Below are 23,694 nucleotides of genomic sequence, written 5' to 3'. Positions count from 1 at the left end.
GGGAGACCGCAACACGACGCGTCTTGTGCGTCTCATTCTTCGGAGGACGATCGGATGTACGGGATCTTGATTGGTGCGCACAACCTGCTGGCCTGGGCCGTCCTCATCGTCGGCGTGCTGGTCCTGTCGCGGGCGGGCAGCCGCAGTGCCACGTGGTCGGAGGCCGATACCGGTCTGGTGCGGAAGCTGACGCTGCTCGTACACTTGCAGCTGCTGGCCGGCATCGGCCTGTGGTTCGTGAGCCCGGCGGTGGCCGCGGCGCGTGCGTCGATGAGCAGCACGATGAAGGATCCCGCCCTGCGCCGACTCGTGGTCGAGCATCCTTCCCTGATGGTGCTGGCCGTCATCGCGGCGACGGTGTCGAGCGTGATGGTGAAGAAGGCGTCGGACTCAGCCACCAAGGCCAAGCGGGCGCTGGTCGGCACGCTGTTCACGTTGGCGTTGGTGGCCGCGGTGATCCCGTGGCAGCGGCTGGTGACCAAGTGGACGCAGGGGTGACCGGCCCTAAACGGTGACACAAAGAACCCCGCAGCGACCGAAGTCGTTGCGGGGTCTCTATTTATACAGTCGGGGCGACAGGATTTGAACCTGCGACCTCCTGCTGCCGAAGCCGGATCGAGGCATCTGGGTCCCCGACAGACGCGACGCGTCATTCGTTTTATTTTGCTTTGTGTAGCACTTGGTGCTACAATTTATGTATGGCTGGCGCGCCCCGACCCTCCCGCATGTTCAAGACTGCCTGGTTCGCCAAGGCGGCCCGAAAAGGCGGGAATCGGTAACGAGGAGCTGTGCCGGGCCGTGAAGCAGGCCGTGGCGGGGCAGTGCGACGATCTGGGCGGCGGAGTTTACAAGAAGCGAGTGAGTCGGAACCTCTACCGGAGCATCATCCTGGCCAAGGGTGGTCGTCATTGGGTGCTGACATACCTCTTCGCGAAGAAGGACCGGGCCAACATCGATGCCGCCGAGCTGCAGGCGTTTCGAGAGCTGGCCAAAGGATACGAAAAGCTGACGGCCGCGCAGCTCACGGCGTTGCTGAAGACCAAGGAACTCGAGGAGATCTGTCGTGACGACCAAGCGTAAGTACAAGAGCGACGCCTTCGAGGCGATTCACTCCGCCGCGGCGGCACTCCACCAGGTGGGTGCCATCGGCAAGACCACCATGCGCCAGTTCGACGAGGCGGCGCTGAGTGCCCCAGAGCCGCTCGCGCCTGGGCAGATCAAGAAGCTCCGTGAGCAGGCCAAGGTTAGTCAGGCCGTGTTCGCACGGCGTCTGAACACCAGCGCCAGCACGGTGGAGAAGTGGGAGACCGGAGCGAAGCGGCCGAGCGGCGTCGCGCTCAAGATGCTCGCGGTAGTGAAGAAGCACGGGCTGGCAGTGTTGGATTAACCTGCTGCCGCACCGTCAGCGAATGTGCTTTGGGAATCTTTGGCCTATTGGTGCTGTCGCGCTCGTAATTCTTTCAGCGCGCAATGTTGACGCTCAACAGCGGGAACTAGTGCGCGGTACGGTACGCAGCACTGCGGGTGACTCTATCCCGAACGCGCGTGTCCGCGCGCTCGGGCTCGGTGTCGACACAATCGTGCGTACCGATTTCAGAGGACGCTTCTCGGTTGTGCTTCCGCGAGGCCGCGCGCAGTTAGTCACGACTATGCTGGGGTTCATGCCGGATTCTACAAGTTTCGAGATTCTCGGCGCCGATACTTTGTTCCGCGTTCAGCTGAGACGGCTGGCGCAGCAGATCGCCGAGGTTACGGTGCGCGCTGAGGCGTGGATCGGCATACGAGGAGTCGTCGGCGACGAGCAAACAATGGCTCCGCTCGCCGGCGTGCAGATCCGGTCGATGAAACGCGACGTGCGCGTTGTCACGGACAGCCTCGGTCGCTTTGAGTTCCCCTTGCCGAAGGCCGAACTCTCCACTCTCCAGCTTAGCCACGCTGGATACCTCTCCCGCCCCGCTATGACCAGGGTACAACGCGGCGACACCACGTCGCTGGTGTTGCTCATGAAGCGTGGAGAGGACCCTAAACAGCTTCGATTCGCGCTGTCCGACCTTAGTCACCGAATGGCGTGGGCAGGTATCGGAACGCTTGTGGCTAACCGGGCGCAGCTTAGCCGCTACGGTGCGCGGACTCTGGAAGACGGCATTTTTCTATCGGGACTATTGACACAACGTGGCATACAGCTGACTCGCCCAGTGTGCCTATTCGTAAACGGCGAGGCACAGCCGAATCGACCACTCTGGTCGATCGAGCTCGCCAGCGTGGACTTCATTGAGGTGTGGGGCCGCAACACAGAGCAATTCGGTTCGTTTCAAGCACGTTGGCCCGGAGGTCGGTGCGGTGCTGCCGCCACGACTCATCGCGGAGGCGGTCCATGGGTCTCGGTATGGCTCATAAGCCAGTAGTGACGAACCCATCGCGCATTCCTCATCGCCGACGAAACACCTTCTGACCGTGGTCACGAGCTGCCCCGGCAAACGGACGGCCAGAGCGTAGCGGGGAAAGCCCGCTGCCTGTTCCCGTAGTCGAGACCGAGTGGGTGTTCTCAACTCGACGCGTCGCATTCGAACCCGTGGCGATTCCGCTGGACCGATCTGATATTTTGACATGCTTGGACACAAAGAACCCCGCAGCGACCGAAGTCGTTGCGGGGTCTCTATTTATACAGTCGGGGCGACAGGATTTGAACCTGCGACCTCCTGCTCCCGAAGCAGGCGCTCTACCGGGCTAAGCTACGCCCCGTGCGATCTCATGGTGCGACCTGCATCCAAACCACTACGCGCCTAGAAGGACTCGAACCTCCAACCTTCTGATCCGTAGTCAGATGCTCTATCCAATTGAGCTATAGGCGCAGAACTCCGATGCACCACGATCAACGCACAGCCTCTCTTCACAGAGAGTCCCGGAACCTAGTGAATCGGACACGCTCACGCTACTGACGAGCAGTCACCAGGCCATCCAACAGCTACACCAGCAGACCAGCATATGGGTCGTACAAGACTCGAACTTGTGACCTCCACGATGTCAACGTGGCGCTCTAACCAACTGAGCTAACGACCCAAGACACCGCTGTACTACAAGCGGGAAACGGGACTCGAACCCGCGACCCCAACCTTGGCAAGGTTGTGCTCTACCAACTGAGCTATTCCCGCAGACGCACCAAAACCCTTCGAGCACACCTTCACCAACCGGAGTGGAGACGAGCGGGATCGAACCGCTGACCTCTTGAATGCCATTCAAGCGCTCTCCCAACTGAGCTACGCCCCCGGTACTGGCCTCCCGTGCATCCGCCGCGCCGCACCCCGTTCCAGCGGTACCGTGCCGGCGAGGGCATCAGGAACGCGCAGTCTAGTGAGGTGTATGTCCGGCGTCAAGCAGAGTTCCGCAGAATTAGACTGGCGAAAGACTCTCGTCGGCGTATCTTGCAAGGCTACCCTCGGAATTGCCCAGCCGCCGCCGGCTGGGATCTCGTGGGTCGCCGGCGCCGTTTGTTGGCAAGCCGTTTCCATTTCGTTTCCTCCTTCAGGGGTGATGTCTCATCCCAAGGTCTCATAGAACGCCATGACTGAAGTCAAGCGGAAGCGCCGTCGTGCGGCACCCGCGGGCATCGCGCCCAGTGAACCCGAGCGCGATATCCTCGACCAGTATCTCTACGAAGTCAGCACGTATCCGCTCCTGAAAGCGGCCGAAGAGATCGAGCTCGCGAAAAAGATCCGTACCGGTGACCAGGATGCGCTCCAGGAACTCGTCAAGCGCAACCTCCGCTTCGTGATTTCTGTTGCCAAGAAATATCAGAATCGCGGCCTGCCGCTCATCGACTTGATCGGTGAAGGCAACGTCGGCCTGCTCACGGCGGCGCGGAAGTTCGATCCCGATCAAGGCGTGAAGTTCATCTCGTACGCCGTGTGGTGGATCCGTCAGGCGATTCTCTCGTCGCTCGCGCGTCAGGGTCGTACGGTGCGTGTGCCGCTCAATCGCACCGCCGACCTGTCGCGCATCATCAAGGCGTCGGAAATCCTTCGGCAGAAGCTCCGTCGCGAGCCGTCGCCTGAAGAACTCGCGCAGGTTACCGGCCTGTCGGTCGACGTCGTGCAGTCGCTCGCCGCCCTGAACACGGGCGATGTGCGTCTCGATGCCCCGATGGATCCCGATGGTGATCGGTCGCTCATCGAGCGATTCGTCGCCGACGAGATGCCGGACACCGAAGAAGAAGCAATGAATCGCTTCCTCACCGATGAAATCGAGCAGGCGCTCTCCACCTTGCCGCCGCGCGACGCCAAGGTGCTTCGACTCTACTTTGGCCTCGAAGGCGGCCGCGAGCACACGCTCGAAGAGATCGGCAGCATGCTCGGTGTCACCCGCGAACGCGTGCGTCAGCTCCGTGACCGGGCCCTCAAACGCCTCCGCGAAGGCGATGTGGGTCGCGCCCTGTCCAGCTTCGCCGCATAACGCGCGTCTCACGCGTCACGAAGCAACGCGGCGCCAGCGGGGTATGCAGAAACGAGGGGCGCCCGACGGTCGGGCGCCCCTCCTGCGTTTCGCCGGCGGATGCACGCCTACCTTCGCCGAACTTTGGCGGTACATTTGTGACCTCATGATCGAGTTCAAGAACGTCCATAAGGCTTTCGGGCCCAAGCAGGTGCTCCGCGGTTTCTCCCTTCAGGTCAACGAAGGCGAGACCATGGTGATCATCGGCTATTCGGGAACCGGCAAGTCGGTGGCGATCAAACACATCGTCGGCCTGCTCGAGCCAGACGAAGGCGAAGTGTGGGTTGATGGTCTCCGCATCGATCAGCTCTCGCGGAAAGACTTGTACGCCCTACGCGGACGCATCGGGTACGTGTTTCAATTCGCCGCGCTCTTCGACTCGATGACGATCGGTGAGAATGTCGCCATGGGTCTGCGCAAGCAGGGTGAACTCAGCGAGTCGGAAATCACCGCGCGCGTGGACGAAGCGCTCTCGCTGGTCGATCTGCCCGATGTAAAAAGCCGCATGCCGGCCGAGCTCTCGGGCGGTATGCGCAAGCGCGTCGGGATTGCCCGCGCTATCGCGCTGCGCCCCAAGTACATCCTGTACGACGAACCCACCACGGGTCTCGATCCGGTCACCTCGGCCACCATCGATGCGCTCATGGTGCGCATGCGTGAGCAGCTGGGCGTGACGGGCATCGTCATCACACATGACATGCGCAGCGCCTATACCGTGGGCACGCGCATCGCCATGCTGTACGAAGGCCAGTTGCGCGCGGTCGGCACGGTCGACGAGATCCAGCATAGCACCGATCCGCTCGTGCGGCAGTTCATCGAAGGACGCGCGACACTCGAAGGCAGTGCGCCGCTCATTGGCGTCGCAGCCACGGCGAGCTGAGTCGTGTCCTCGCGCGGCATCCGCCGGTAGCATCGTCGTGACGTCATCGCGGGATCCGCAGAAACGCTCCGGGCGCGCCACGCTCGAGACCTCCGCTGGCGGCGTGGTGTATCGCGTGCAGGACGGCGAGCCGACGTTCTTGCTGATTCGCGACAGCTATCAGAATTGGGGATTCCCCAAAGGGCATCTCGAAACCGACGAGCCGCCTGACGCCGCCGCGTTGCGGGAAGTGCGCGAGGAGACGGGGTTGGATGACGTCGCGCTCGACGGCGCGATCGATACCATCGACTGGTTCTTCCGCTTTCGCGGTCGCCTCGTGCACAAGGTCTGTCATTTTTACCTCATGCGCAGCGACGCATCGGACACCACGCCGCAGCGGGCCGAAGGGATCACGGCCTGCCGCTGGGCGAGCTTCGACGAAGCCACGAAGCTCGTCTCCTACGCCAATGCGCGCGACGTGCTGATGCGCGCCAACGCCATGGTGCGTGGGGAAGACCCGGCGGCCGATCCCGCGCAACGCCCGACGCCGCGCGCCGGCGTGCACACCGAGCACTCCCGCTGATGGCGGCGCGTACCGGGGCCGACAGTAGCGCACCCCCGATGTGCGTGGTCGCACTGCTCAAGCGCGAGCGCGCGCGGGCCCTCGTGCGGGCGGCCTTTCCGCGTCGTCGTGCCCACGTGCATGCCGCCAAGAGTGCGGCCGATGTCGAGGAGTATCTCATCAAGGAACTCGTCGATGTCGTAATCATCGATGCCGGTGCCGGCGACGACGCGCAGCGGTTGATGGCGCGCGCCGAAGAGTTTCCGAGTCTCCCGTTCGTACTGATCACGACGCTGCTGCCGGCCGATGCGCCGCTCGTCGCGCGGGCGGCCGATGCCGGCGTGACCGACGTGCTCGTGGAAGGCGTGGACGACAGCGTCGCCCGCGAACTCGTGCTCCGTCGCGCCTTCTCCAGCCGCTTCGAGCGCGCGCTGTCGCAGCCGCCGGCCATGCTGCATCTCGAAACGCCGTTACAAATTGCCGTCTGGCAGAGCGTCGTCCGTCGTGCCGGCCGACCCGTGCGCACCGACCAGTTGGCCAAGGAGCTGAGCGTGTCGCGCGAGCACCTCTCGCGCAGCTTCGCCGTGGGACAGGCACCGACCCTGAAGCGCGTCATCGACTTGGTTCGGGTGCTGGCCGCCGCCGAGCTGTCCAAGAACGCCGGCTTCGACGTTCGCGATGTGGCGCAGGTGCTCGGGTTCGCCAGCTCATCCCACCTCTCCAGCACCACCCAGCGCCTGGTCGGCGCCCGCGCCTCCAGCCTGTCCCGCCTGCGGGCTGTCGACCTGCTGGAGCGCTTTGGCCAAGCCGCGTTCGGCGATCCGGCGGGCAGTTAGGGGCAGGCCGCAGCACCAGCATCCGCGAAGTCCCACACAACAACAGCTTCACCGCGAATTTCCACTGATATGGCGCGGATAGTCGCGACCGTGCCGACTGCCCTGTGGGCCATTACAAGTCGTTGCGTTTCTTGTTGTTAAGCAAAAAAAGTGACAGCCTGACGTCGATGTGCCGATTGTCGTCGATGACGATACCATCGGCGTGTTGTCGGCGAAAATCAGCGGTAAAGCTGTCGCTGTTGTTGTCCCGCACAGCCGGGTTGCACCGACTCACCCCTTGTGATAATTTTCACAAGCTGTCCCCGAATCGTTACCACGCATATAAAGCCCCTGCCTCATGGCTACTCAGACCGCCCTGCGCCCCGGCGAAATCAAAGACATCCTCCTCCGCGAAATTGAAGCGGCGGATCTCGCCGATCTCAATGTCGAGGAAGTCGGTTCCATCCTCGAAGTGAAGGACGGCATTGCCCGCGTCTATGGCCTGGGCAAGGTCATGGCAGGCGAGATGCTCGAGTTCACGGCCTCGGAAACGAAGGCCGTCATCACCGGCATGGCGTTGAACCTCGAAGAGGACAACATCGGTGCGATCATCCTCGGTGATTACCTCCAGCTCAAGGAAGGCGATGAAGTCCGTCGCACCGCCCGCGTGCTGGAAGTGCCCGTCGGACCGGAGCTGATCGGTCGCGTCGTTGATCCCCTCGGCCGTCCCATCGACGGTCTCGGCGAGATCCGCAGCACCGCGTTCCGCAAGGTCGAGTCGCCCGCCCCCGGCATCATCGTGCGGCAGCCGGTCAAGGAGCCCATGCAGACGGGCATCAAGGCCATCGACTCGATGATCCCGATCGGCCGCGGTCAGCGCGAGCTCATCATCGGTGACCGGTCCACGGGCAAGACCGCCGTGGCCATCGACACGATCATCAATCAGAAGGGCCAGGGCGTCGTGTGCGTCTACGTCGCCATCGGTCAGAAGGCCTCCACGATCGCCACGGTCGTGGAACGTCTCCGTCTGGCCGGCGCGCTCGACTACACCATCATCGTCGCCGCCTCGGCGTCCGATCCGGCGCCCATGCTCTACATCGCGCCCTATTCAGGCTGCGCGATGGCCGAGTACTTCATGTACAACGAGGGCAAGCCCACGTTGTGCGTGTACGACGACTTGTCGAAGCAGGCCGCGGCGTATCGTCAGCTGTCGCTCATCTTGCGCCGTCCGCCCGGCCGTGAAGCCTATCCCGGCGACGTGTTCTATCTGCACAGCCGTCTCCTCGAGCGCGCGGCCAAGCTGCGCGAAGACGACGGTGTGGTCGATGGCAAGACGATCCTCAAGCCGGGTGGTTCGCTCACCGCGCTGCCGATCATCGAAACGCAGGCCGGCGACGTCTCGGCGTACATCCCAACGAATGTCATCTCGATCACCGACGGACAGATCTTCCTGGAAACGGACCTCTTCAACGCCGGCATTCGCCCGGCCGTGAACGTCGGTATCTCGGTGTCGCGCGTCGGTGGCTCGGCCCAGACCAAGGCTATGAAGAGCGTGGCTGGCCGTCTCCGCCTCGACCTCGCGCAGTTCCGTGAACTCGAAGCCTTCGCCGCCTTCGCGTCGGACCTCGATCCCGCCACCAAGCGTCAGCTCGAGCGTGGTGCGCGTACCGTGGAAATCCTCAAGCAGGGGCAGTATCAGCCCATGCCGTTCGAGGAGCAGGTGATGGTGATTTACGCCGTGACCAACGGTCTCCTGGACACGATCGACACCGGCAAGGTGCGGGCGTGGGAGAAGGGATTCCTCGAGTTCATGCGCGCGCAGTTCCCGCAGGTCGCTGAGACGGTCCGCACCAGCAAGGCGCTTTCGAAGGAAATGGAAGCGGAGCTGAAGCGCGGCATCGAGCAGTACTCCAAGAGCCTGTAAGATGGCCAAAGGCCGCGAACTCAAGGGGCGCATCAAGTCCGTCGAGAACACGCGCAAGATCACGCGCACGATGGAAATGGTCGCCACTTCCAAGATGAAGCGCGCGGCGGATCGCGTATCGTCAGCGCGTCCGTACGCGCTGGCGCTGGGCGAGGTGCTGTCGCATGTGTACACGCCGGAACTGGCGGAGCGTTTTCCGCTGCTGCGTCGTCCGGCGCAGATCAAGAAAGTGGCGCTGGTGGTGCTCACGGCGAACCGCGGCCTCTGCGGCGCGTTCAACACCAACCTGCTGCGTGAAGCGCGCGCGCGTCTCGCGGAGCTGGAAGGGAAGGACGTCAGCGTCGAGCTGCACATCGTGGGTCGCAAGGGCATCGGCTTCTTCAAGTATCTGGGACGCGAGCTCGCGTCACAGCGCGCCGACATCAGCGACAAGCCCACGTCGGCCGATGCGACGTCGCTCATCGACACGCTCATGACGCGCTTCGCGTCGGGCGATCTCGATGCGGTGCACGTCACCTACGCCAAGTACAAGTCCGCGCTCTCCACGCCGCCGGCCACCGAACAGGTGTTGCCGGTCGTGGCACCGACCACGGCCGGTGCCGGGTTGTCGCGCGATTTCATTCTCGCTCCGTCGGCCGACGAAATCCTCGAAGCGTTGTTGCCGCTGTACGTGCGCAACACCGTGTACCGGGCGCTCGTCGAAACCGCCGCCGGTGAGCAGGGCGCGCGTCGGACGGCAATGAAGAACGCCACCGACAACGCGACCGAGATGCTGCAACTGCTCAAGCGCACGTACAACTCGGCGCGGCAGGCGCAGATCACGCAGGAAATCGCCGAAATCGTCGGCGGCGCATCGGCACTGCAGGGCTGATTTCCCTATCTCCATATAGAGTCTCATGGCTACCACTGCCGCGCCGACCACTGTCGGCAAGATCATTCAGGTTATCGGTCCCGTCATCGACGTGGCCTTCGAAAACGATCATCTGCCCGAGTTGTACAACGCGGTGCGGGTGGAAGGCACGGCGCCTGATGGACAGGTGATCTCCGTGACCGCCGAAGTGCAGCAGCACATCGGTCGCAATCAGGTTCGCGCCGTCGCCATGTCGAGCACCGACGGCGTCACGCGTGGCATGGATGTCGTCGACACCGGTGGCGCGATCACCGTGCCCGTCGGCGCGCCCGCGCTCGGCCGCATTCTGAACGTGCTCGGTGAGCCGGTGGACGAAGGCGCACCGATCCCGAAGGACGCGCTGCGCTGGCCGATTCACCGCAAGCGTCCCGACTTCGTCGATCTGCTCCCGAAAACGGAAGTGTTCGAAACGGGCATCAAGGTCGTCGATCTCGTCGCCCCGTTCGTTAAGGGTGGAAAGATCGGACTCTTCGGCGGCGCCGGCGTCGGCAAGACGGTCATCATTCAGGAGCTCATCAACAACGTCGCGAAGGGACACGGTGGTAAGTCCGTGTTCTGTGGCGTCGGTGAGCGTACGCGCGAAGGCAACGACCTCTATCTCGAATTCCAGGAAGCTGGCATTCTCGACAAGGTTGCGTTGATCTACGGACAGATGAACGAGCCGCCAGGAGCCCGTCTCCGCGTCGCGCTCGCCGGTCTTACCGTCGCCGAATATTTCCGCGACGTCGAGAACGCCGACGTGCTCGTGTTCGTCGACAACATCTTCCGCTTCACGCAGGCCGGTTCGGAAGTGTCTGCGCTCCTGGGCCGCATGCCGAGCGCCGTGGGGTACCAGCCCACGCTCGCCACGGAAATGGGCGAACTGCAGGAGCGCATCACGTCCACGCGCAACGGCTCGATCACGTCGGTGCAGGCCATCTACGTGCCGGCCGACGACTTGACCGACCCGGCGCCCGCCACGGCGTTCGCGCACTTGGACGCCACGGTCGTGCTCAACCGGAAGATCACCGAGCTCGGCATCTATCCCGCCGTGGACCCGCTCGACTCCACGTCGCGCATTCTCGATGCGCAGTACATCGGTGAGCGCCACTACAATGCGGCGACCACCACGCAGCGCATCCTGCAGCGCTACAAGGAGCTCCAGGACATCATCGCAATCCTTGGCATGGACGAACTGTCCGAAGACGACAAGAAGATCGTGGGTCGTGCGCGCCGTCTGCAGCGTTTCATGTCGCAGCCGTTCGCCGTGGCCGAGCAGTTCACGGGCATCCCCGGCAAGTATGTGAAGCTCGAGGAGACGATCTCCTCGTTCGAGCGCATCTGCGCCGGCGAGTTCGACAACCTGCCGGAGCAGGCGTTCTTCATGGCCGGCGGCGTGGACGACGTGGTCGCCAACGCGAAGAAGTTCCAGAGCTGATAGCATGAGCGACTTACTCAAGGTGTCGGTGATTTCCCCCGAGCGCGTGTTGTTTGAAGGCACCGCGCGGGGCGTCATCGCGCCGGCGTTCGATGGCGAGATGGGCATTCTGCCGATGCACGCGCCGCTGATGACGCTGCTGGGCAAGGGCACGCTGCGTCTCGATACGGCAGAGGGCGAAAAGCGCTTCGGCGTCGAGGGTGGCTTTCTCCAGATCATCGACGATCAGGTTCGCGTCGTGACCGAGCACGCCACGGCGACGACCGCGGCGTAAGTCGTCGAAGCCGAGGGACCTCACACGTGGGACATGGGTTTGACCATGTCCCACGTGTTTTGCTTGTGGCGACCCCGTACGCGGCGATTTCTGATGGTTTCGTCATTTGGACGCAACGTCCAGACGCCGTGGTCCGTATGCTCTATGGCGCCCCCGGTGTGCACTGTCGTCTGGCAGCTCGCGACGCCGCGGTCGTGATCGCAGCATGTCTGCTCGCGTTTACACCAACACTCATGGCTCTCCGTGTCGTAGTTCTCGGCCAGATTCCGGCATCCTTGCCCGAACAGCTGGCCCACCTACCCGCTTCGCTCGACGTGTCGGTACTCGGGTATCACGCCGATTCCGTCTCGGCGCGTGCCGCGCTCTCTCCTATTCCCGATATCGCGCTGGTGAGTGCGGAGCTGGCCGACATGTCCGGCTTTGCGTTCGTGCAGTCACTGTCGACATCCGAGCGTCCGACCGCGATCGTTTTCGCCTCGGCGCGTGAAGAAGACGCCGTGCACGCGTTCGAGTTGCAGGCGACCGACTTCGTGCCGGTACCGGTCGTTGCGGATCGTCTGGGCGACGCGATCGCACGCGCGCGTCAGCAGGTGCTGCAGGTGGCCTTGCTGCGTACCGCCGACGAATTGCAGCGACTGATCGGCGAAGCGAACGCGTCGGGAAATCTCGAGCTCGGGGCGTTGTTCACGCGTGCGACCAGTAACGGGCATGCCAACGGCAACGGGCACGCCCATGCGGCGACGATGGAGCAGGAAGAGGGGGCCGATGCGCGCCGCCGCAAACGCGCGAGTGGCCAATCCACCGGGACGTTGATTCCGTCCACGCCGTGGCGTACCGCGCGGAATGCCGAACACTCGCTCGCGCGCTTCACGCGTGACGAGGCAGAAGAACCGGTGCTCGACCTCACGCAGGATGACGGTGGCCGTGCCTCATCGGGCAGCGGCGATGCCCGTCCGCTGCGCGTGTTGGTGCGCGAAGGACGACGCACGCGGTTCGTGCCGCTGTCCGATGTGGATTGGTTCGAAGCCGACGGCAATTACATCCTGGTGCATGCCGCCGGCGAGAAGTACCGCACGCGAGGCACCATTACGGCCATCGAGTCGGCGCTCGATCCGCGCCAGTTTGTGCGCATTCACCGCCGCATCGTGGTCAACATGGATCGCGTGCGGGAAATGTCGCCGCTGCCCGGGGGCGATGGGCTGCTGATGCTCGGCAACGGGTCCACGCTGCGTCTGTCACGAACCTACCGGTCACGGGTGCGCTGATCAGCGCTGTTCGTCCCAGAATATTTGCAATGCACGAGGCCGTCTGATTTCAGGCGGTCTTTGTGCGTTTGTGGGAATACTTCCGCGCGCGGACGGCGTCTACCTCAGTGGTGCGACTGGCCGGTGCAGACTGCGCGATCTCCGTTTAGAAATCGCTGTGGAACGTTTCGGCCCATGTTTGTCCCAGCGAGGCGGGGCGAAATGCCTCGGTGACGTGGCTCATCCCAGCGCTGTTCCTCACCTTATCGGTGCGTGGTCGCCCTCGGGTGCCGACGTCGGGAGCGAATCGCGTCGTAGAGCGGCGTTGTCGCGCCCACGATCTGGCGACTACTCCACTCGCCGGTGATTGACAGTCCCGTGCGGCCTGCTAGCTTGCCGCCACGGTTGCGTCACAGTCATCCCCTCAGTGATGAGCGGAAGTGTGTGCCGTGCCAACCACTGTTGTCCCTACCACTGTTGTTCCCACCCCACGTGTTTTCCCGCCGACGCGCCCCTGCGCCGGCGTTTTCCAGTGTCATGTCAGTACCCTCACCCTTCCCGAAGGTTGCCCGGGTCCTGGCATGGCGTTGCAGACGTTCTCGACTCGGTCCCACCGGTCGAAACGTTGTCCCGCAGTACTAGCCTCCCGGAGGAGCAGATGAGGGCTTTCGGACGTCGTATGTGGTTTATCGCGACGGTCCTAGGCGTGGTGGCACTTGCCGCGCCGATCACCGCCGCCCAGGCACAGACCGGTAAGTTGACCGGTGTTGTGACCGACGCGGAATCAGGCAAGCCCGTCGAGGGCGTTGCGGTGGTCATTCAAGGGACGACGCTGGGTTCGAATACGAACGCCAGCGGCCGCTATTTCATCATTCAGGTTCCTCCCGGATCCTACTCGGTTCAGGCCCGTCGCCTCGGCTTCCAGAGCGTGACCGCCACGAACGTCACGATCTCGATCGACGCGACGCGCGAACAGAACTTCAAGCTGCGCTCGTCGAACCAGACGTTGGCCGCCATCACCGTGCAAGCCGACGTCGCCCCGCTCGTGGAGCGTGGTCAGGTTGGCTCTCGCACGACGGTCACCGCCGAGCAGATCACGTCGCTGCCGGTCACCAGCATCGCCGGCGTGCTCGCGTTGCAGCAGGGGTTCACGGAAGTCCCGCAGAACACCTCGGTCGTGTCGCTCGCGGAAGAACAGCGCAGCACCACGCCCGCGTTGCGCGTTCGTGGTAGCCGCGGTGGCGCGACGCTGTCGATGATCGACGGTATCGCCATCAACAACCCGCTGTTCGGTAACGACGCCGTGGGCATGAGCGCGTTGGCCGTGCAGCAGGTCGACTTCCAGCGTGGCGCGATGGAGCCGCAGTATGGCAACGCGCTGGCCGGTGTCATCAACCAGGCCGTGCGTGAAGGCGGCTCGGAAGTGTCGGGCTCCATCGACTTCCAGAACTCGACGCTCCCCGGCAGCATCTTCGGCACCGAGCAGGACAAGCTCCTCGGTTTGAACCTGCTTCGCGGTTACCTCTCGGGGCCGGTGCCGGGTACCAAGAGCAAGCTGCGTTACTCCGTGGCCGGCCAAGTGCAAAGCCAGGCCCAGCGCGTGTTGGAATTCGACAAGGACGTGTACACGGCCAATGCGCCGCTCGTGCTTGGCGACATCCTCGGCGTGTCCACCAAGGACCTTGTTCCGGGCTTCCAAGCGTTCGGCGGCACGCAGAATTCGTCGGTGGTCGGCAAGCTCACGTTCCTGCCGTTCGACAACACGACCATAAAGTTTACGGCTGTCGGTTCCGAGCGTCAGAACCGCGGCTACGATCGCCGCTACTTCTTCGCCTACCGTGGCGATCCGCTCGGCCTCGTGAACAACCGCACCGACTCGCTCTTCGCGCTCACGGGCGCCGACAACCGCGCCTCTCGCGACCTGATTCAGCCGTCGGTGCGCGATCAGGGCAAGCTGCTCATCGGCTCGCTCGAACAGCGCTTCGGCCGCTCTAACCTCACCATTCGCGTCGCCCAGACGGACTTCGAGCGCACCACCTGCGCTGTGTTCCTCGGCACGTGTATCCCGGGTCCGTTCGCCTACGGCAACTTCGACCAGTCGTTCCTGTCGATCTGCGGCGGCTTCACTGGCTGCGACCGCGTCCCGTACCAGGGTATCGCGTCGGGCATCTACGGTGGTGAGAAGTACACCACCCGTACCATCAAGGCCGACCTCCAGTCGCAGGTCACCGATCACAACAACATCCAGATCGGTGCCCAGTTCGTGAACCACGACTTCGCGTACAGCGACGTGCAGCAGGACGCCAGCACGACGTCGGGTATCAAGAACAACGTGTACCAGGTGTACCGTGGCAAGCCGATCGAAGCCGCAGCGTACATCCAGAGCGTGATCGAATATGACTTCATCACGATCAAGCTCGGTGGTCGCTTCGACTACGGCCGTGCTCGCGGCCAATCGCTGGCCAATCCATTCGATCCGTCGAATGGCACCACGGCGCGTGAAGTGTGCTCGGGTGCGTCCGTGGCCGGGAAGCAGATGCTCAACTCCGCCGGACAGCCCTACGGCCTCGCCGGATGCGCCGCCTCGCCGATCGATCCCAAAACGCAGCGCGCCCGTTTGCTCGACACGGCCACGGCCATCGCTCAGCTCGACGACTTCCGCGAGTCGCCCGCCCGTACGGCGTTCAGCCCGCGCGTGGGTGTGGCCTTCCCACTCACCGAGCGGTCGCAGGTGTTCTTCAACGGCGGCCGCTACACGATGGTCCCGCTGTATGGCAACACGTACCGCAACACCGGGATTGGTACCACGGCCGGCGCGGGCGACAACTACTGCGCCGCCGGTCAGGTGAAGCCCGGTACGTCCGAGTGCACGCCGAACCTGCAGCCGGACAATCCCTCGTTTGTCGGCAATCCGAGCCTCCGCCTCGAGCAGGCCAAGCAGTTCGAAGTCGGCTACTCGGGTGAAATCGGCAAGGGCTACTCGATCCAGGTGGCCGTGTTCAGCCGCTCGGAAACCGGCCTGACGGGTATCCGCAGCAGCCGCGCGGCGCAGGACATCGGCAGCACGTACGCCGGCGCCTTCCCGACGTACAACATCATCGTGAACGGCGACTTCCTGTCGTCGCGCGGTGTGGAAGTGGCCTTCCGCCGTCGCCTCGCCGATCGCTGGGGCTACGACATCAACTACGGCCTCTCGCGTTCCACCACGAACGCGCGCCCGCCCGATCGCGCCAACGAAGTGTCGCGCACCGACGAAGCGCTCCGCGCGCAGAACGTCGAAACGCTCACTGACGTCGACCAGCCGCAGCGCCTCAACGTGCAGCTGTTCTATCGCGTCGGAAACGACGTGCCGAACCTGCCGTTCAACGCCGGGAAGCTGCTCAAGAACTTCAGTGGCTCGATCACCTACAACATCACGTCGGGTATCCCGTACACGCCGACTCGCGGCGCCGCCGCCGGCGTCATCGGTTTGAACAACTCCGGTGAAGTGAACTCGGCGCGTCAGCCGTCCACGCAGGACGTGGGTTTGTTGCTCGACAAGGCCTTTCGCATCGGCAACCTGCGCTACTCGGGCTTCCTGCGCGTGAACAACCTGCTCGATCGCAAGAACTGCCTTCAGGTCTTCAACAACACGGGCACCTGCGACGCCGGTCTGCGTGACTTCGCGAACCGTCGTATCGGCAACTCCGGCGACAATACCTCGACCGCGTTCGACGAGCCCCAGAACATCGGATTGCGTCGCAGCATTTCTACCGGCCTGTCGGTCAACTTCTGAGCATGGACGGCGTAAACCTCATGGGTTTCACTACCAATACTTCCCGCCGACAGCCACAGGGCCTCGGGGCGCGCGGAGTCTCGCGCGCCTTGGGTACCCTTGCAGTGCTGGCCGGCCTCTCAATCATCGTGTCCGGTGTGGCGGAGGCGCAGCGCGCCACGCAGGCCAAGGTCAACTTTCTCGACGAGATGTTGCCCGACGGCACGATCCGCCAGATCCCCATTCCTGCCAAGAACGGGTTCGACCTGTTCGCAGCGGAAGATCTCGCGTTCGGCACACTGCGTATGAGTGGCACCTACCGTGCAGCCATCGCCAGCCAAGGCGGTCCGGTGCCGCAGAACCAGGGCGACATCGCCTTCGGCGCGCGCGCGGTCAGTGCGACAGCGGGCCAGTTCCACGTGTTTTTCCAGATGGGCTTCGTGGTGGCGGCGCCTCCAACGGAATTCCGGAAGATTCGCGTGGTCAATCCACGCATTAACAACATGACCGGTACGCTCGGCTACACGTCGCTCACTTGGGAAACGCTGGTGTCGTCCAGCCGCAAGTGGGGCGCGGCCGACGCCCAGTTCGGCAAGAGCTTTGCTGGCGTTACGGCGCAGGATGGCTCGTCGTGCCGGTCCGACGGCAATGTGTACACGACCACCGGCTTCTCGCTGCTCGCGCAAAAGGATTGCCCGGATACCTGGGGCTCCGAGGGCTTCAGGGGCAAGCTGGTGGTGCAGGACTCGGTGTGGCTGAACACGTTCAACGCGAACAAGAGCACGTTCCGTTGGGACGACTGGCGTCTTCCGGCCGCGCGCCTAGACGCCACGCAGTTCCTGGGTACGCAGAGCGTGTACGGCTTCATCTCCGATTACTATCGTGAGCAGAAGCTCCGCTATGGCGGGATCGTGCCGGGTGGTTCGGGCACGCCGTTGGACGGTGGCTACCCGTTGGGCCTCGAGCTCCGCGTGGACAGCTACCAGTTCGCCTCGCCCGCCACGCGCAACACGCAGTTCTATCAGGTCCAGATGGTTAACAAGTCGGCCGCCGTGTACGGCACGGGCGTCGACTACGATTCGTTGTACTTCGGCACGACTCCGGGCTTCCTGTCGGTCACCGACGGCAACCAGTACATGTCGCTGTACTTCGATTTCGGCACGAACACGATTCTGGCGTCGAAGGCCGGCACGAGCGGTAACTGCAGCACGTCGTATCCGAAGCGCTATCTCAACTCCACGCTCGGTGGCTGCGTCTCGACGGTGGGTTTCCAAGCCGGTGTGTGGAGCATGACGTGGCTCAAGTCGCCCTTGGGCGACGTGCGCAACAAGCGCTTCACGCGCAACCCGGCTGATCCCTACTACAACCCGACCAGCCCGCTCGCCGACGACACGATCACATTCAACCACTCGCACCCCGGCTCCGTCGGCCGTGCGGGACAGGCGATCAATCGTTCGACCCGTGCTGCTTTCGGCTATCTGGCGTCCAAGGAAGACGACTTCCTCGATGGCCGCAATCCGTCGGACTTCTCGATCAACAACTTCACCGGCATGGTCACACCGGAAGAGTGGACCGGCTCGCTGCCCGCGACGCCGGCCGGTGTGAAGTTCCCGAAGTTCGTACCGGGTGGTACTACCAATCCGAGCAACGGGCAGCCGTTCGGCAGGTGGGACTACAACAACGATGGCGTGCAGGACTCGATCTCGGTGCCGGGCTGCGGTTCCCTTGGCTGCCACGGAGTCTACTCCGACACCATCGTGGGCGGCTATCGCAATGAGTATGGCAACATCCTCGGCACGATCACGGCCGGCCCGTTCAAGCTGAAGGCGGGCGACACCACGCAGTTCCTCTGGGCCTTCTCCTGGAACCCCGACTCCGTCACCACGCGCCGGGCCATCGAAGGCCTCACGGAAGCCTACCTCACGAACTACGCCGGCCCGCAGCCCATCGCGTATCCGGAAGTGAAGGCGGGTCTCTCGTATACGATCAACTCGGGGGAACTGCTCGACTCGCTCACGGGAGGCGCGGCGACCTCCATCGGTTCGCAGATCGTGATTCGATATCCGAGCATCAACCCGGTTGACCCGTACATGGTCGGCCTGGTGAACAAGGTGCGCGCCGATTCGCTGGCTGGCGACGTCGCCACCCGACGTATCCTGCGGCTCAACCCCACGCTGCTGGATTCTCTCAGGGCCCGGTCGAACGACAACTTGAGCTCGGTCTATCTGTTCAAGTCGTGCGACGGTGGAACGACCTTCACGAATACGACGGGTAACGCGGCTACCTGTACCTCGGCGCCGACTCGTGCCATCGATGCCGCGATTCCGGCATTTGGCTGGCGCCCGGTCGCCACGGTGAACTACGTGAGGGGCGTCCCGCAGACGGCGAACTATGCCGAGAATCTGCAGGCGGGGCGCACGTACAACTATGTCTTTGTGACCCGTACGCGCGGCTTCTCCGACGCGACGTTCCGCGTCGTCGACTCGCTGCCTGGCCGTGGGCTCTACATCACGAATGCACAGGAGGCCTTCGGCTTCCCGCTCGACACGATCAACTCGGCGTTCGCGACCTCGGGACCGGCATCCCTCACGGTATACGCGCCGATCACCAACGCAGCCGGCCGTCAGTTCGCTCGCGTCGACACGTCCACGGTGGTGGGTAACTCCACACAGCCGGTGCTCGTGCAGGCGGTGTCGAACAGCGTGACCGGTACGTCGCGCCTGGTGTTCGGCAATCAGTTCATCATCCGTAAGGTGCAGGATACGGTCACGCGTGCGGTCTCCTCGACCATCAGTGCCCGTTGGGTGCTGCCGAGTGCGACCACGTCGCCGACCGCACCGGCGACCACGAATTTCGTGGCGAAGGAGCAGTCGTTCACGACAACCGCTGACATCCCGGTTCGTTTCGGTACGACGTTGCTTCCGGGCACGGCGCGCGGCGTGACCGGCGCCTCGCGCGTGTTCGTCGACACGATCTCCTCGCCCGCCGGGTACCCCGGCTACGTCTGGGTGACCGGCGACAACAAGCCGATCTTCGCGATCAACGATCCGTACGGCACCAACGGTGGTAATCAGGTCCGTGACCAGGTTGGCTCACCGCTGTATCCGGGCTTCACCGCCCAGCCGGACGACTCGTCGAACACGGCCAACGGCTTCCGTTCGGAGCGGCTCTCGAACAACGTGCAGCGCGATCGGAACTTCGTGATCCGTAAAAGCGGCGACACACTCTCCGGTAATGCGCGTCAGTTCGTGCCGCAGGTGCAGGGCACATTCACAACGGTCACCACCGGTCCGCTTGTTGCGAATAAGCGGATCAAGGGCGGTCGCTACGAAATGACGTGGCTTACCGATCCGTGGGGCGCGAAGGCGTTCAAGCTCGATCCGGTCGCCGATCTGCAGTCTGCCGTGACGACGGCGTTGGTCGATGTGGCCGCCAAGGCCACGACGATCACCGAAACGACGGCTGCGGTGACCGCGTTGGTTGGCGCCGCGACCACGCGCCCGCTGGTTCGTGTTCGCGTGCCGTTCACGATGAAGTTCACCGACCCGGTCGGTGGTCGCGAAGAGAACGTCAAGTTCGCCATGCTCGCCCGCCAGACCTTCGCGCAGGGTGGCGTCGGCAACACCCGTCTCCTCGGCTCCGGCAACGACACGGTTCGTGTCGCCGTCCCCGATTCGCTCTGGATGCCGGGTGACACGCTGATCGTGCTGCAGAAGGTTGAGAAGGACAGCACGGTGCTGCAGGGCACCACACGCGTCGTGGTGGTACAGGCCGATGGTTCGAACGGCTTCCGTACGATTCCGGTGCTCGCTGACTCGGTCGGCCTGAACAAGTTCCTGGTGGCGTGCACGGGTGGTGTGAACGGATCGGGTACCCGGCCGGCGGCCACGATCGACCAGAACAGCTGCAATCCGCTCGCGATCAACACGCGCGGTGCCACGACGGCCGGCGGCTATCTGCCGGTTGAGCCGACTTGGAAGCAGACGTTCGAACTGACGCGCACGTTCGACCCGCGCTCGAGCATCCAGCTCGTGGCCACGCCGTTCAGCATCAAGGCCGAACTTACCAAGGCCGATCTGGCCAAGGTCTCGGTGGTGCCGAACCCGTACCTCGTGCGCTCGGATAACGACGGCGTGGATGGTGCGCGACTCGCGGTACCGCGCATCTACTTTACGAACGTGCCGGAACAAGGCGTGCTGCGGGTCTACTCGGTGTCTGGCCAGTTCCTCCAGGAGCTGATGTGGACCAAGAGCGACCTGACCTACGCGGGCAACAACTCGACCTCCGGTGACCTGCCGTTCAACCTTCGCACGCGCGAAGGCACCGACATGGCGTCGGGTCTCTACATCTATGTGCTCACTGCGACCGGCACGGCTGGCAAGGACCAGGTGCATCGCGGCAAGTTCGTGATCATCCGCTAAGGGAGCAGCGATGCAAATCACCCGGCTCATCGGCGCCTTCGGCGCCGCCACCCTGCTTCTGGGCACGACGGTTCGTGCCCAGGGCCCCGGTGGACTACTTCCTACGCCAGCGGATACCCCGAATCGTCAGGGTACGCGTGGCGCCAACTTCCTCCACATCGGCGTCGGCGCACGTAGCGGCGCGATGGCCAATGCCACGGCCGCGTCGGTGAGCGGTCCGTTGGCGTGGTTTTCCAATCCGTCGGGCGCCGGCACCTCCGAGTCGTTCTCGGCGGTTGCCGGTCGCCAGAGTCTGTACGGCGATCTCGGGCTCGGGCAGACCTACGCCGCGCTCTCGATCCCCGCACTGGGCGGCAATCTCGGCGTGCACTTCAACACGCTGAGCTCGGGCGACATCAAGCGTACCACGGAGCTCAATCCGTTTGGCGATCGACTGGGTGGCAATTTCTTCCAGTGGACGTCCACGGTGGTCGGCATCGGCTACGCCAAGCGCCTCACCGACCGTCTCCAGGTTGGTGGCCAGATAAAGTTTATCAGCGAGGGCATCCCTGATGCCGGCACGAAGTGGGTGGCTGGCGACATCGGCACCCAGTTCAACACCGGTCTCTACGGCCTTACGCTCGGTGGCTCGATCTCCAACGTCGGTCCCACGGCACGCGCATCGGGCGCGCTGATCACGCGCGTCATCAGCACCGCCGACCGCGGCACCTTCAGCGACAACCGTCGCGTGTCGCTGTACACGTCGCAGGTTGAACTGCCGGTCGAGTTCCGCCTGTCAATCGCGTCGGATCTGCTCGGTTCGGCGAACTCACTGCTCGGCAAGGGCAGCGGCAACAACACGCTCAACGCCGAAGTCGCCGTGAACGAGTCAACCGACTTCACGACGCAGTACGCCATCGGTCTCGAGTACGGCTATCGCAACATCCTGTTCGTGCGCGGCGGCAAGCGCGTGTATAACGATGATCGCGATCGTGGCACCGACACGCCGGTCGGACTGGCCGGTGGTTTCGGTCTCCGTCTCCCGGCGAAGGGACGTAACGTCCGCTTCGATTACTCGTTTGAGTCGGCCGGTGCGCTCCAGAACATTCAGATCTTCTCGTTCGAGGTGGGTCGATGAACCGCGCTGCAGGTATTCTCGCTGCATTGGCGCTGACCGCAGCGAGCGTCGGCGCGCAGATCGCGCCGAAGCAGTTTACGGTCACCACCCGTCTCGGCATCCTTCAGGCCGAGCGAGCCGCCAGTCTCGATCCGGCGGCACTGATCGGTCTTGATGCAGAGTACGCGCTGTCCAAGTATTTGGGCATCGGGACCACCGTCGACGTGTCGCGCGGCAACACCACCAAGAAGGATTTCCTCACGCGTCTGCGCTTCGGTCAGGCTGCGGTAGCGGGTGGTGATTCGATTCGCTACCAGTACGTCGGCCAGCCGGTGAACACGGTCAACCTCGGACTCGCGGCCACGTTGCGGTATCCGGGCAAGAAGGTGGCGCCGTTCGTGATGGCGGGTGCCGGTACCTACGTCATGATTCTCGACGCCCAGGTCAACGGCAAGGAGACGCGTAACAACGACGTGTCCTACACCGGTGGCGCCGGATTCTGGATCAAGCTCAGCGAGCAAGCCGGCCTCCAGTTCGACGTGCGCGCGGTGCAGTATCAGGGTTATGATCGCAATTTCCTGAATCCGGCGCGCGACCGTACCGAACTCATTCAACCGTTCCCGGAAGACTTCCCGACGCCTCCTGCGGCGAAGACGACTGCGTTGAACACCATGTTCACGCTGGGCTTCCGGTACGTCCCCGGCGGCATTGGCGGGGGTAAATAACCGATGCGCAACATGCGTCCTTTCCTCTTGGTAGCCGGCGTTCTTGCCGTTGCTGTTTCCACGGCCTGTGGCGACGAACGGTCGATCACGACCGAGCCCGCGGGTGCTCTCGGTTTCGGTACGAATTTCCTCCGTACCTCCACCAACCTGCCGCGTGGCACCGTCACCTATCCCGTTGGCATCGTGGCGTCCGCCACGCCGGCCAATGACTCGGTGATCATCACGCTCGCCGGTCTCGATACGCTGACGACCGGCAGCTACACGGTGTGGTTCGCCAACGACTCGGCCACCAAGTTCGCGCCGGCGACGGCGCTCAACATCGTGGCCACCCGTCGTGACTCGACGCTCAACGCGGCGGGCGATCCGGTGTTCACGAACACCGCGTTCACCACCACCGGCGCCAGCTTCAGAGCCGGCGGTGCGAACATCGCCCTGCGCGTGGCCGTGTCCCGCGTGTCGGCTCCGGCGCTCGTGGCAACGGATTCGCTCAACACGGTGCTGATCAGCATCGAGTCGGGCGCGGCCGGTGCCGCGCCGGGTGAAGTGCGTCCGTTGTGGGCGCGCCGCAGTCAGGCCAATGCGAACCGTGTCGCGAGCCTGCGTTTCGGCACGTTCGGCCGCGGAATTCCTGTGCAGCCGGGCAACCCGGGTGCCAATCAGGAGTTCGTGGTCGCCACAAACGGTGCAATGACCATCGTTCCGCGTGGTCGCGTGGAAGTGCGTGGCAACATCATGATCCTGAACGACTCGAACTACTTCCGCCCGCCTGTTGGTTACTACTACAACGCGTACGGGATCAAGCTCGACACCACCGGCCGGTTCAACGACACAACGTATCTTGGCCGTCGCACCGCGCCGTTCCCTGATCGCGCGATCTCGTTGTACGAAGCCGACAAGACCAACCCGGCTCCGAGTGTCGTGTTCGACAGCCCCCGCGTGATCTTCGCGATGGCGTCGCGCCTCTCGGCCGACACGATCCCCGACGCGACCGGCTCGCCGGCGTGGAAGAACTACGGGTTCGTGCGCGTGAATCTGCAGCCCAAGGCTGGCATCGAAGGTCGCATGGGCTCCGCGACGATCCTCGAAGCCACCCTGCCGCCGTCGATTCGCGGTCGCTGATCCAGAAGGCGTGCTTCGCATAGACCGGCCGGCAGGTGGCGCGCGCGGCCGAGCGTGGTGGAGGGAGTGTGTGTTTTAAGGCGTGT

17 protein-coding genes, 5 tRNA genes and 1 pseudogene are annotated in these 23,694 nt (G+C 63.7%); 18 read left to right on the top strand and 5 right to left on the bottom strand.

The genetic code is table 11. The annotated features are described in order from the left end of the window. Positions 1–54: 54 nt before the first annotated feature. The 4 genes and pseudogenes from RMP10_RS13630 to RMP10_RS13615 all read left to right on the top strand — a co-directional run bounded on the left by RMP10_RS13630 (position 55) and on the right by RMP10_RS13615 (position 2,405). A complete protein-coding gene (locus RMP10_RS13630; RefSeq protein WP_310570776.1) occupies positions 55–498 on the top strand; it encodes a hypothetical protein in 444 nt (147 codons plus the stop codon). 200 nt (positions 499–698) lie between these two features. Further along, positions 699–1,080: pseudogene (locus RMP10_RS13625) on the top strand (type II toxin-antitoxin system RelE/ParE family toxin). Then, on the top strand, positions 1,064–1,387 hold the full coding sequence (locus RMP10_RS13620; RefSeq protein ID WP_309671278.1) for a DNA-binding transcriptional regulator: 324 nt from the start codon (positions 1,064–1,066) through the stop codon (positions 1,385–1,387). Before RMP10_RS13625 ends, RMP10_RS13620 begins: the two are co-directional and overlap by 17 nt. A 22-nt stretch (positions 1,388–1,409) precedes the next feature. Next, complete coding sequence (locus tag RMP10_RS13615) at positions 1,410–2,405, top strand: carboxypeptidase regulatory-like domain-containing protein (RefSeq protein WP_345785797.1); 996 nt, start codon at positions 1,410–1,412, stop codon at positions 2,403–2,405. A 263-nt stretch (positions 2,406–2,668) separates the two neighbouring features. On the opposite strand, the gene RMP10_RS13610 is transcribed toward RMP10_RS13615, so the two are convergent. The 5 genes from RMP10_RS13610 to RMP10_RS13590 all read right to left on the bottom strand — a co-directional run bounded on the left by RMP10_RS13610 (position 2,669) and on the right by RMP10_RS13590 (position 3,267). Next, positions 2,669–2,742 (bottom strand) — tRNA-Pro (locus tag RMP10_RS13610). 36 nt (positions 2,743–2,778) lie between these two features. Beyond that, positions 2,779–2,852: transfer RNA gene (locus tag RMP10_RS13605), tRNA-Arg, on the bottom strand. A gap of 134 nt (positions 2,853–2,986) precedes the next feature. After that, a tRNA-Val gene (locus RMP10_RS13600) sits at positions 2,987–3,060 on the bottom strand. Between the two features lie 19 nt (positions 3,061–3,079). After that, positions 3,080–3,152, bottom strand: a tRNA-Gly gene (locus tag RMP10_RS13595). Between the two features lie 42 nt (positions 3,153–3,194). Then, positions 3,195–3,267 (bottom strand) — tRNA-Ala (locus tag RMP10_RS13590). Between the two features lie 294 nt (positions 3,268–3,561). Here RMP10_RS13590 and RMP10_RS13585 point away from each other — a divergent pair. The 14 genes from RMP10_RS13585 (at position 3,562) to RMP10_RS13520 (ending at position 23,608) form a co-directional block, all read left to right on the top strand. After that, a complete protein-coding gene (locus tag RMP10_RS13585) occupies positions 3,562–4,449 on the top strand; it encodes an RNA polymerase sigma factor RpoD/SigA (RefSeq protein WP_206044389.1) in 888 nt (295 codons plus the stop codon). A 145-nt stretch (positions 4,450–4,594) separates the two neighbouring features. Next, a complete protein-coding gene (locus tag RMP10_RS13580; RefSeq protein WP_310570773.1) occupies positions 4,595–5,368 on the top strand; it encodes an ABC transporter ATP-binding protein in 774 nt (257 codons plus the stop codon). Positions 5,369–5,405: 37 nt separating this feature from the next. After that, entirely contained in the window at positions 5,406–5,930 is a 525-nt protein-coding gene (locus RMP10_RS13575) for an NUDIX hydrolase (RefSeq protein WP_310570772.1), read from the top strand. Continuing rightward, positions 5,930–6,745, top strand: a complete 816-nt coding sequence (locus tag RMP10_RS13570; RefSeq protein ID WP_310570771.1) for a helix-turn-helix domain-containing protein — start codon at positions 5,930–5,932, stop codon at positions 6,743–6,745. Before RMP10_RS13575 ends, RMP10_RS13570 begins: the two co-directional genes overlap by 1 nt. A 337-nt stretch (positions 6,746–7,082) precedes the next feature. Continuing rightward, the gene (gene atpA / locus RMP10_RS13565) at positions 7,083–8,648 is read left to right on the top strand and encodes a F0F1 ATP synthase subunit alpha (RefSeq protein ID WP_310570770.1); all 1,566 of its coding nucleotides are present in this window, start codon (positions 7,083–7,085) and stop codon (positions 8,646–8,648) included. 1 nt (position 8,649) lies between these two features. After that, positions 8,650–9,519 (top strand): ATP synthase F1 subunit gamma, encoded by an 870-nt coding sequence (gene atpG, locus RMP10_RS13560; protein WP_310570769.1) that lies wholly within the window; start codon positions 8,650–8,652, stop codon positions 9,517–9,519. A gap of 25 nt (positions 9,520–9,544) precedes the next feature. Next, complete coding sequence (gene atpD, locus RMP10_RS13555) at positions 9,545–10,975, top strand: F0F1 ATP synthase subunit beta (RefSeq protein ID WP_310570768.1); 1,431 nt, start codon at positions 9,545–9,547, stop codon at positions 10,973–10,975. Between the two features lie 4 nt (positions 10,976–10,979). Then, on the top strand, positions 10,980–11,249 hold the full coding sequence (gene atpC / locus RMP10_RS13550; protein WP_310570767.1) for an ATP synthase F1 subunit epsilon: 270 nt from the start codon (positions 10,980–10,982) through the stop codon (positions 11,247–11,249). 233 nt (positions 11,250–11,482) lie between these two features. After that, on the top strand, positions 11,483–12,514 hold the full coding sequence (locus RMP10_RS13545) for a LytTR family DNA-binding domain-containing protein (RefSeq protein ID WP_310570766.1): 1,032 nt from the start codon (positions 11,483–11,485) through the stop codon (positions 12,512–12,514). A gap of 637 nt (positions 12,515–13,151) precedes the next feature. Next, positions 13,152–16,268 carry a TonB-dependent receptor gene (locus tag RMP10_RS13540; protein WP_310570765.1) on the top strand — a complete coding sequence of 1,039 codons (3,117 nt, stop codon included), beginning with the start codon at positions 13,152–13,154 and terminating at the stop codon, positions 16,266–16,268. An 89-nt stretch (positions 16,269–16,357) separates the two neighbouring features. Next, the gene (locus tag RMP10_RS13535) at positions 16,358–20,668 is read left to right on the top strand and encodes a hypothetical protein (protein WP_310570764.1); all 4,311 of its coding nucleotides are present in this window, start codon (positions 16,358–16,360) and stop codon (positions 20,666–20,668) included. A 10-nt stretch (positions 20,669–20,678) separates the two neighbouring features. Beyond that, positions 20,679–21,785 (top strand): PorV/PorQ family protein, encoded by a 1,107-nt coding sequence (locus tag RMP10_RS13530; RefSeq protein WP_310570763.1) that lies wholly within the window; start codon positions 20,679–20,681, stop codon positions 21,783–21,785. Continuing rightward, positions 21,782–22,489, top strand: a complete 708-nt coding sequence (locus RMP10_RS13525; protein WP_310570762.1) for an outer membrane beta-barrel protein — start codon at positions 21,782–21,784, stop codon at positions 22,487–22,489. The genes RMP10_RS13530 and RMP10_RS13525 overlap by 4 nt, the downstream gene beginning before the upstream one ends. Before the next feature lie 12 nt (positions 22,490–22,501). Next, positions 22,502–23,608, top strand: a complete 1,107-nt coding sequence (locus RMP10_RS13520; protein WP_310570761.1) for a hypothetical protein — start codon at positions 22,502–22,504, stop codon at positions 23,606–23,608. The last annotated feature ends 86 nt before the right edge of the window (positions 23,609–23,694 follow it).

The organism is Gemmatimonas sp., assembly GCF_031426495.1.
Taxonomy (GTDB): domain Bacteria; phylum Gemmatimonadota; class Gemmatimonadetes; order Gemmatimonadales; family Gemmatimonadaceae; genus Gemmatimonas.
This window is presented reverse-complemented; position numbering and strand designations above follow the sequence as displayed.

Bases quoted from the DNA above. Each gene is read 5' to 3' on its own strand.
- RMP10_RS13630 (WP_310570776.1), top strand. From the start codon at position 55: ATGTACGGGATCTTGATTGGTGCGCACAACCTGCTGGCCTGGGCCGTC.
- RMP10_RS13615 (WP_345785797.1), top strand. From the start codon at position 1,410: ATGTGCTTTGGGAATCTTTGGCCTATTGGTGCTGTCGCGCTCGTAATT.
- RMP10_RS13585 (WP_206044389.1), top strand. From the start codon at position 3,562: ATGACTGAAGTCAAGCGGAAGCGCCGTCGTGCGGCACCCGCGGGCATC.
- RMP10_RS13580 (WP_310570773.1), top strand. From the start codon at position 4,595: ATGATCGAGTTCAAGAACGTCCATAAGGCTTTCGGGCCCAAGCAGGTG.
- RMP10_RS13570 (WP_310570771.1), top strand. From the start codon at position 5,930: ATGGCGGCGCGTACCGGGGCCGACAGTAGCGCACCCCCGATGTGCGTG.
- atpA (WP_310570770.1), top strand. From the start codon at position 7,083: ATGGCTACTCAGACCGCCCTGCGCCCCGGCGAAATCAAAGACATCCTC.
- atpG (WP_310570769.1), top strand. From the start codon at position 8,650: ATGGCCAAAGGCCGCGAACTCAAGGGGCGCATCAAGTCCGTCGAGAAC.
- atpD (WP_310570768.1), top strand. From the start codon at position 9,545: ATGGCTACCACTGCCGCGCCGACCACTGTCGGCAAGATCATTCAGGTT.
- atpC (WP_310570767.1), top strand. From the start codon at position 10,980: ATGAGCGACTTACTCAAGGTGTCGGTGATTTCCCCCGAGCGCGTGTTG.
- RMP10_RS13545 (WP_310570766.1), top strand. From the start codon at position 11,483: ATGGCTCTCCGTGTCGTAGTTCTCGGCCAGATTCCGGCATCCTTGCCC.
- RMP10_RS13540 (WP_310570765.1), top strand. From the start codon at position 13,152: ATGAGGGCTTTCGGACGTCGTATGTGGTTTATCGCGACGGTCCTAGGC.
- RMP10_RS13530 (WP_310570763.1), top strand. From the start codon at position 20,679: ATGCAAATCACCCGGCTCATCGGCGCCTTCGGCGCCGCCACCCTGCTT.
- RMP10_RS13525 (WP_310570762.1), top strand. From the start codon at position 21,782: ATGAACCGCGCTGCAGGTATTCTCGCTGCATTGGCGCTGACCGCAGCG.
- RMP10_RS13520 (WP_310570761.1), top strand. From the start codon at position 22,502: ATGCGTCCTTTCCTCTTGGTAGCCGGCGTTCTTGCCGTTGCTGTTTCC.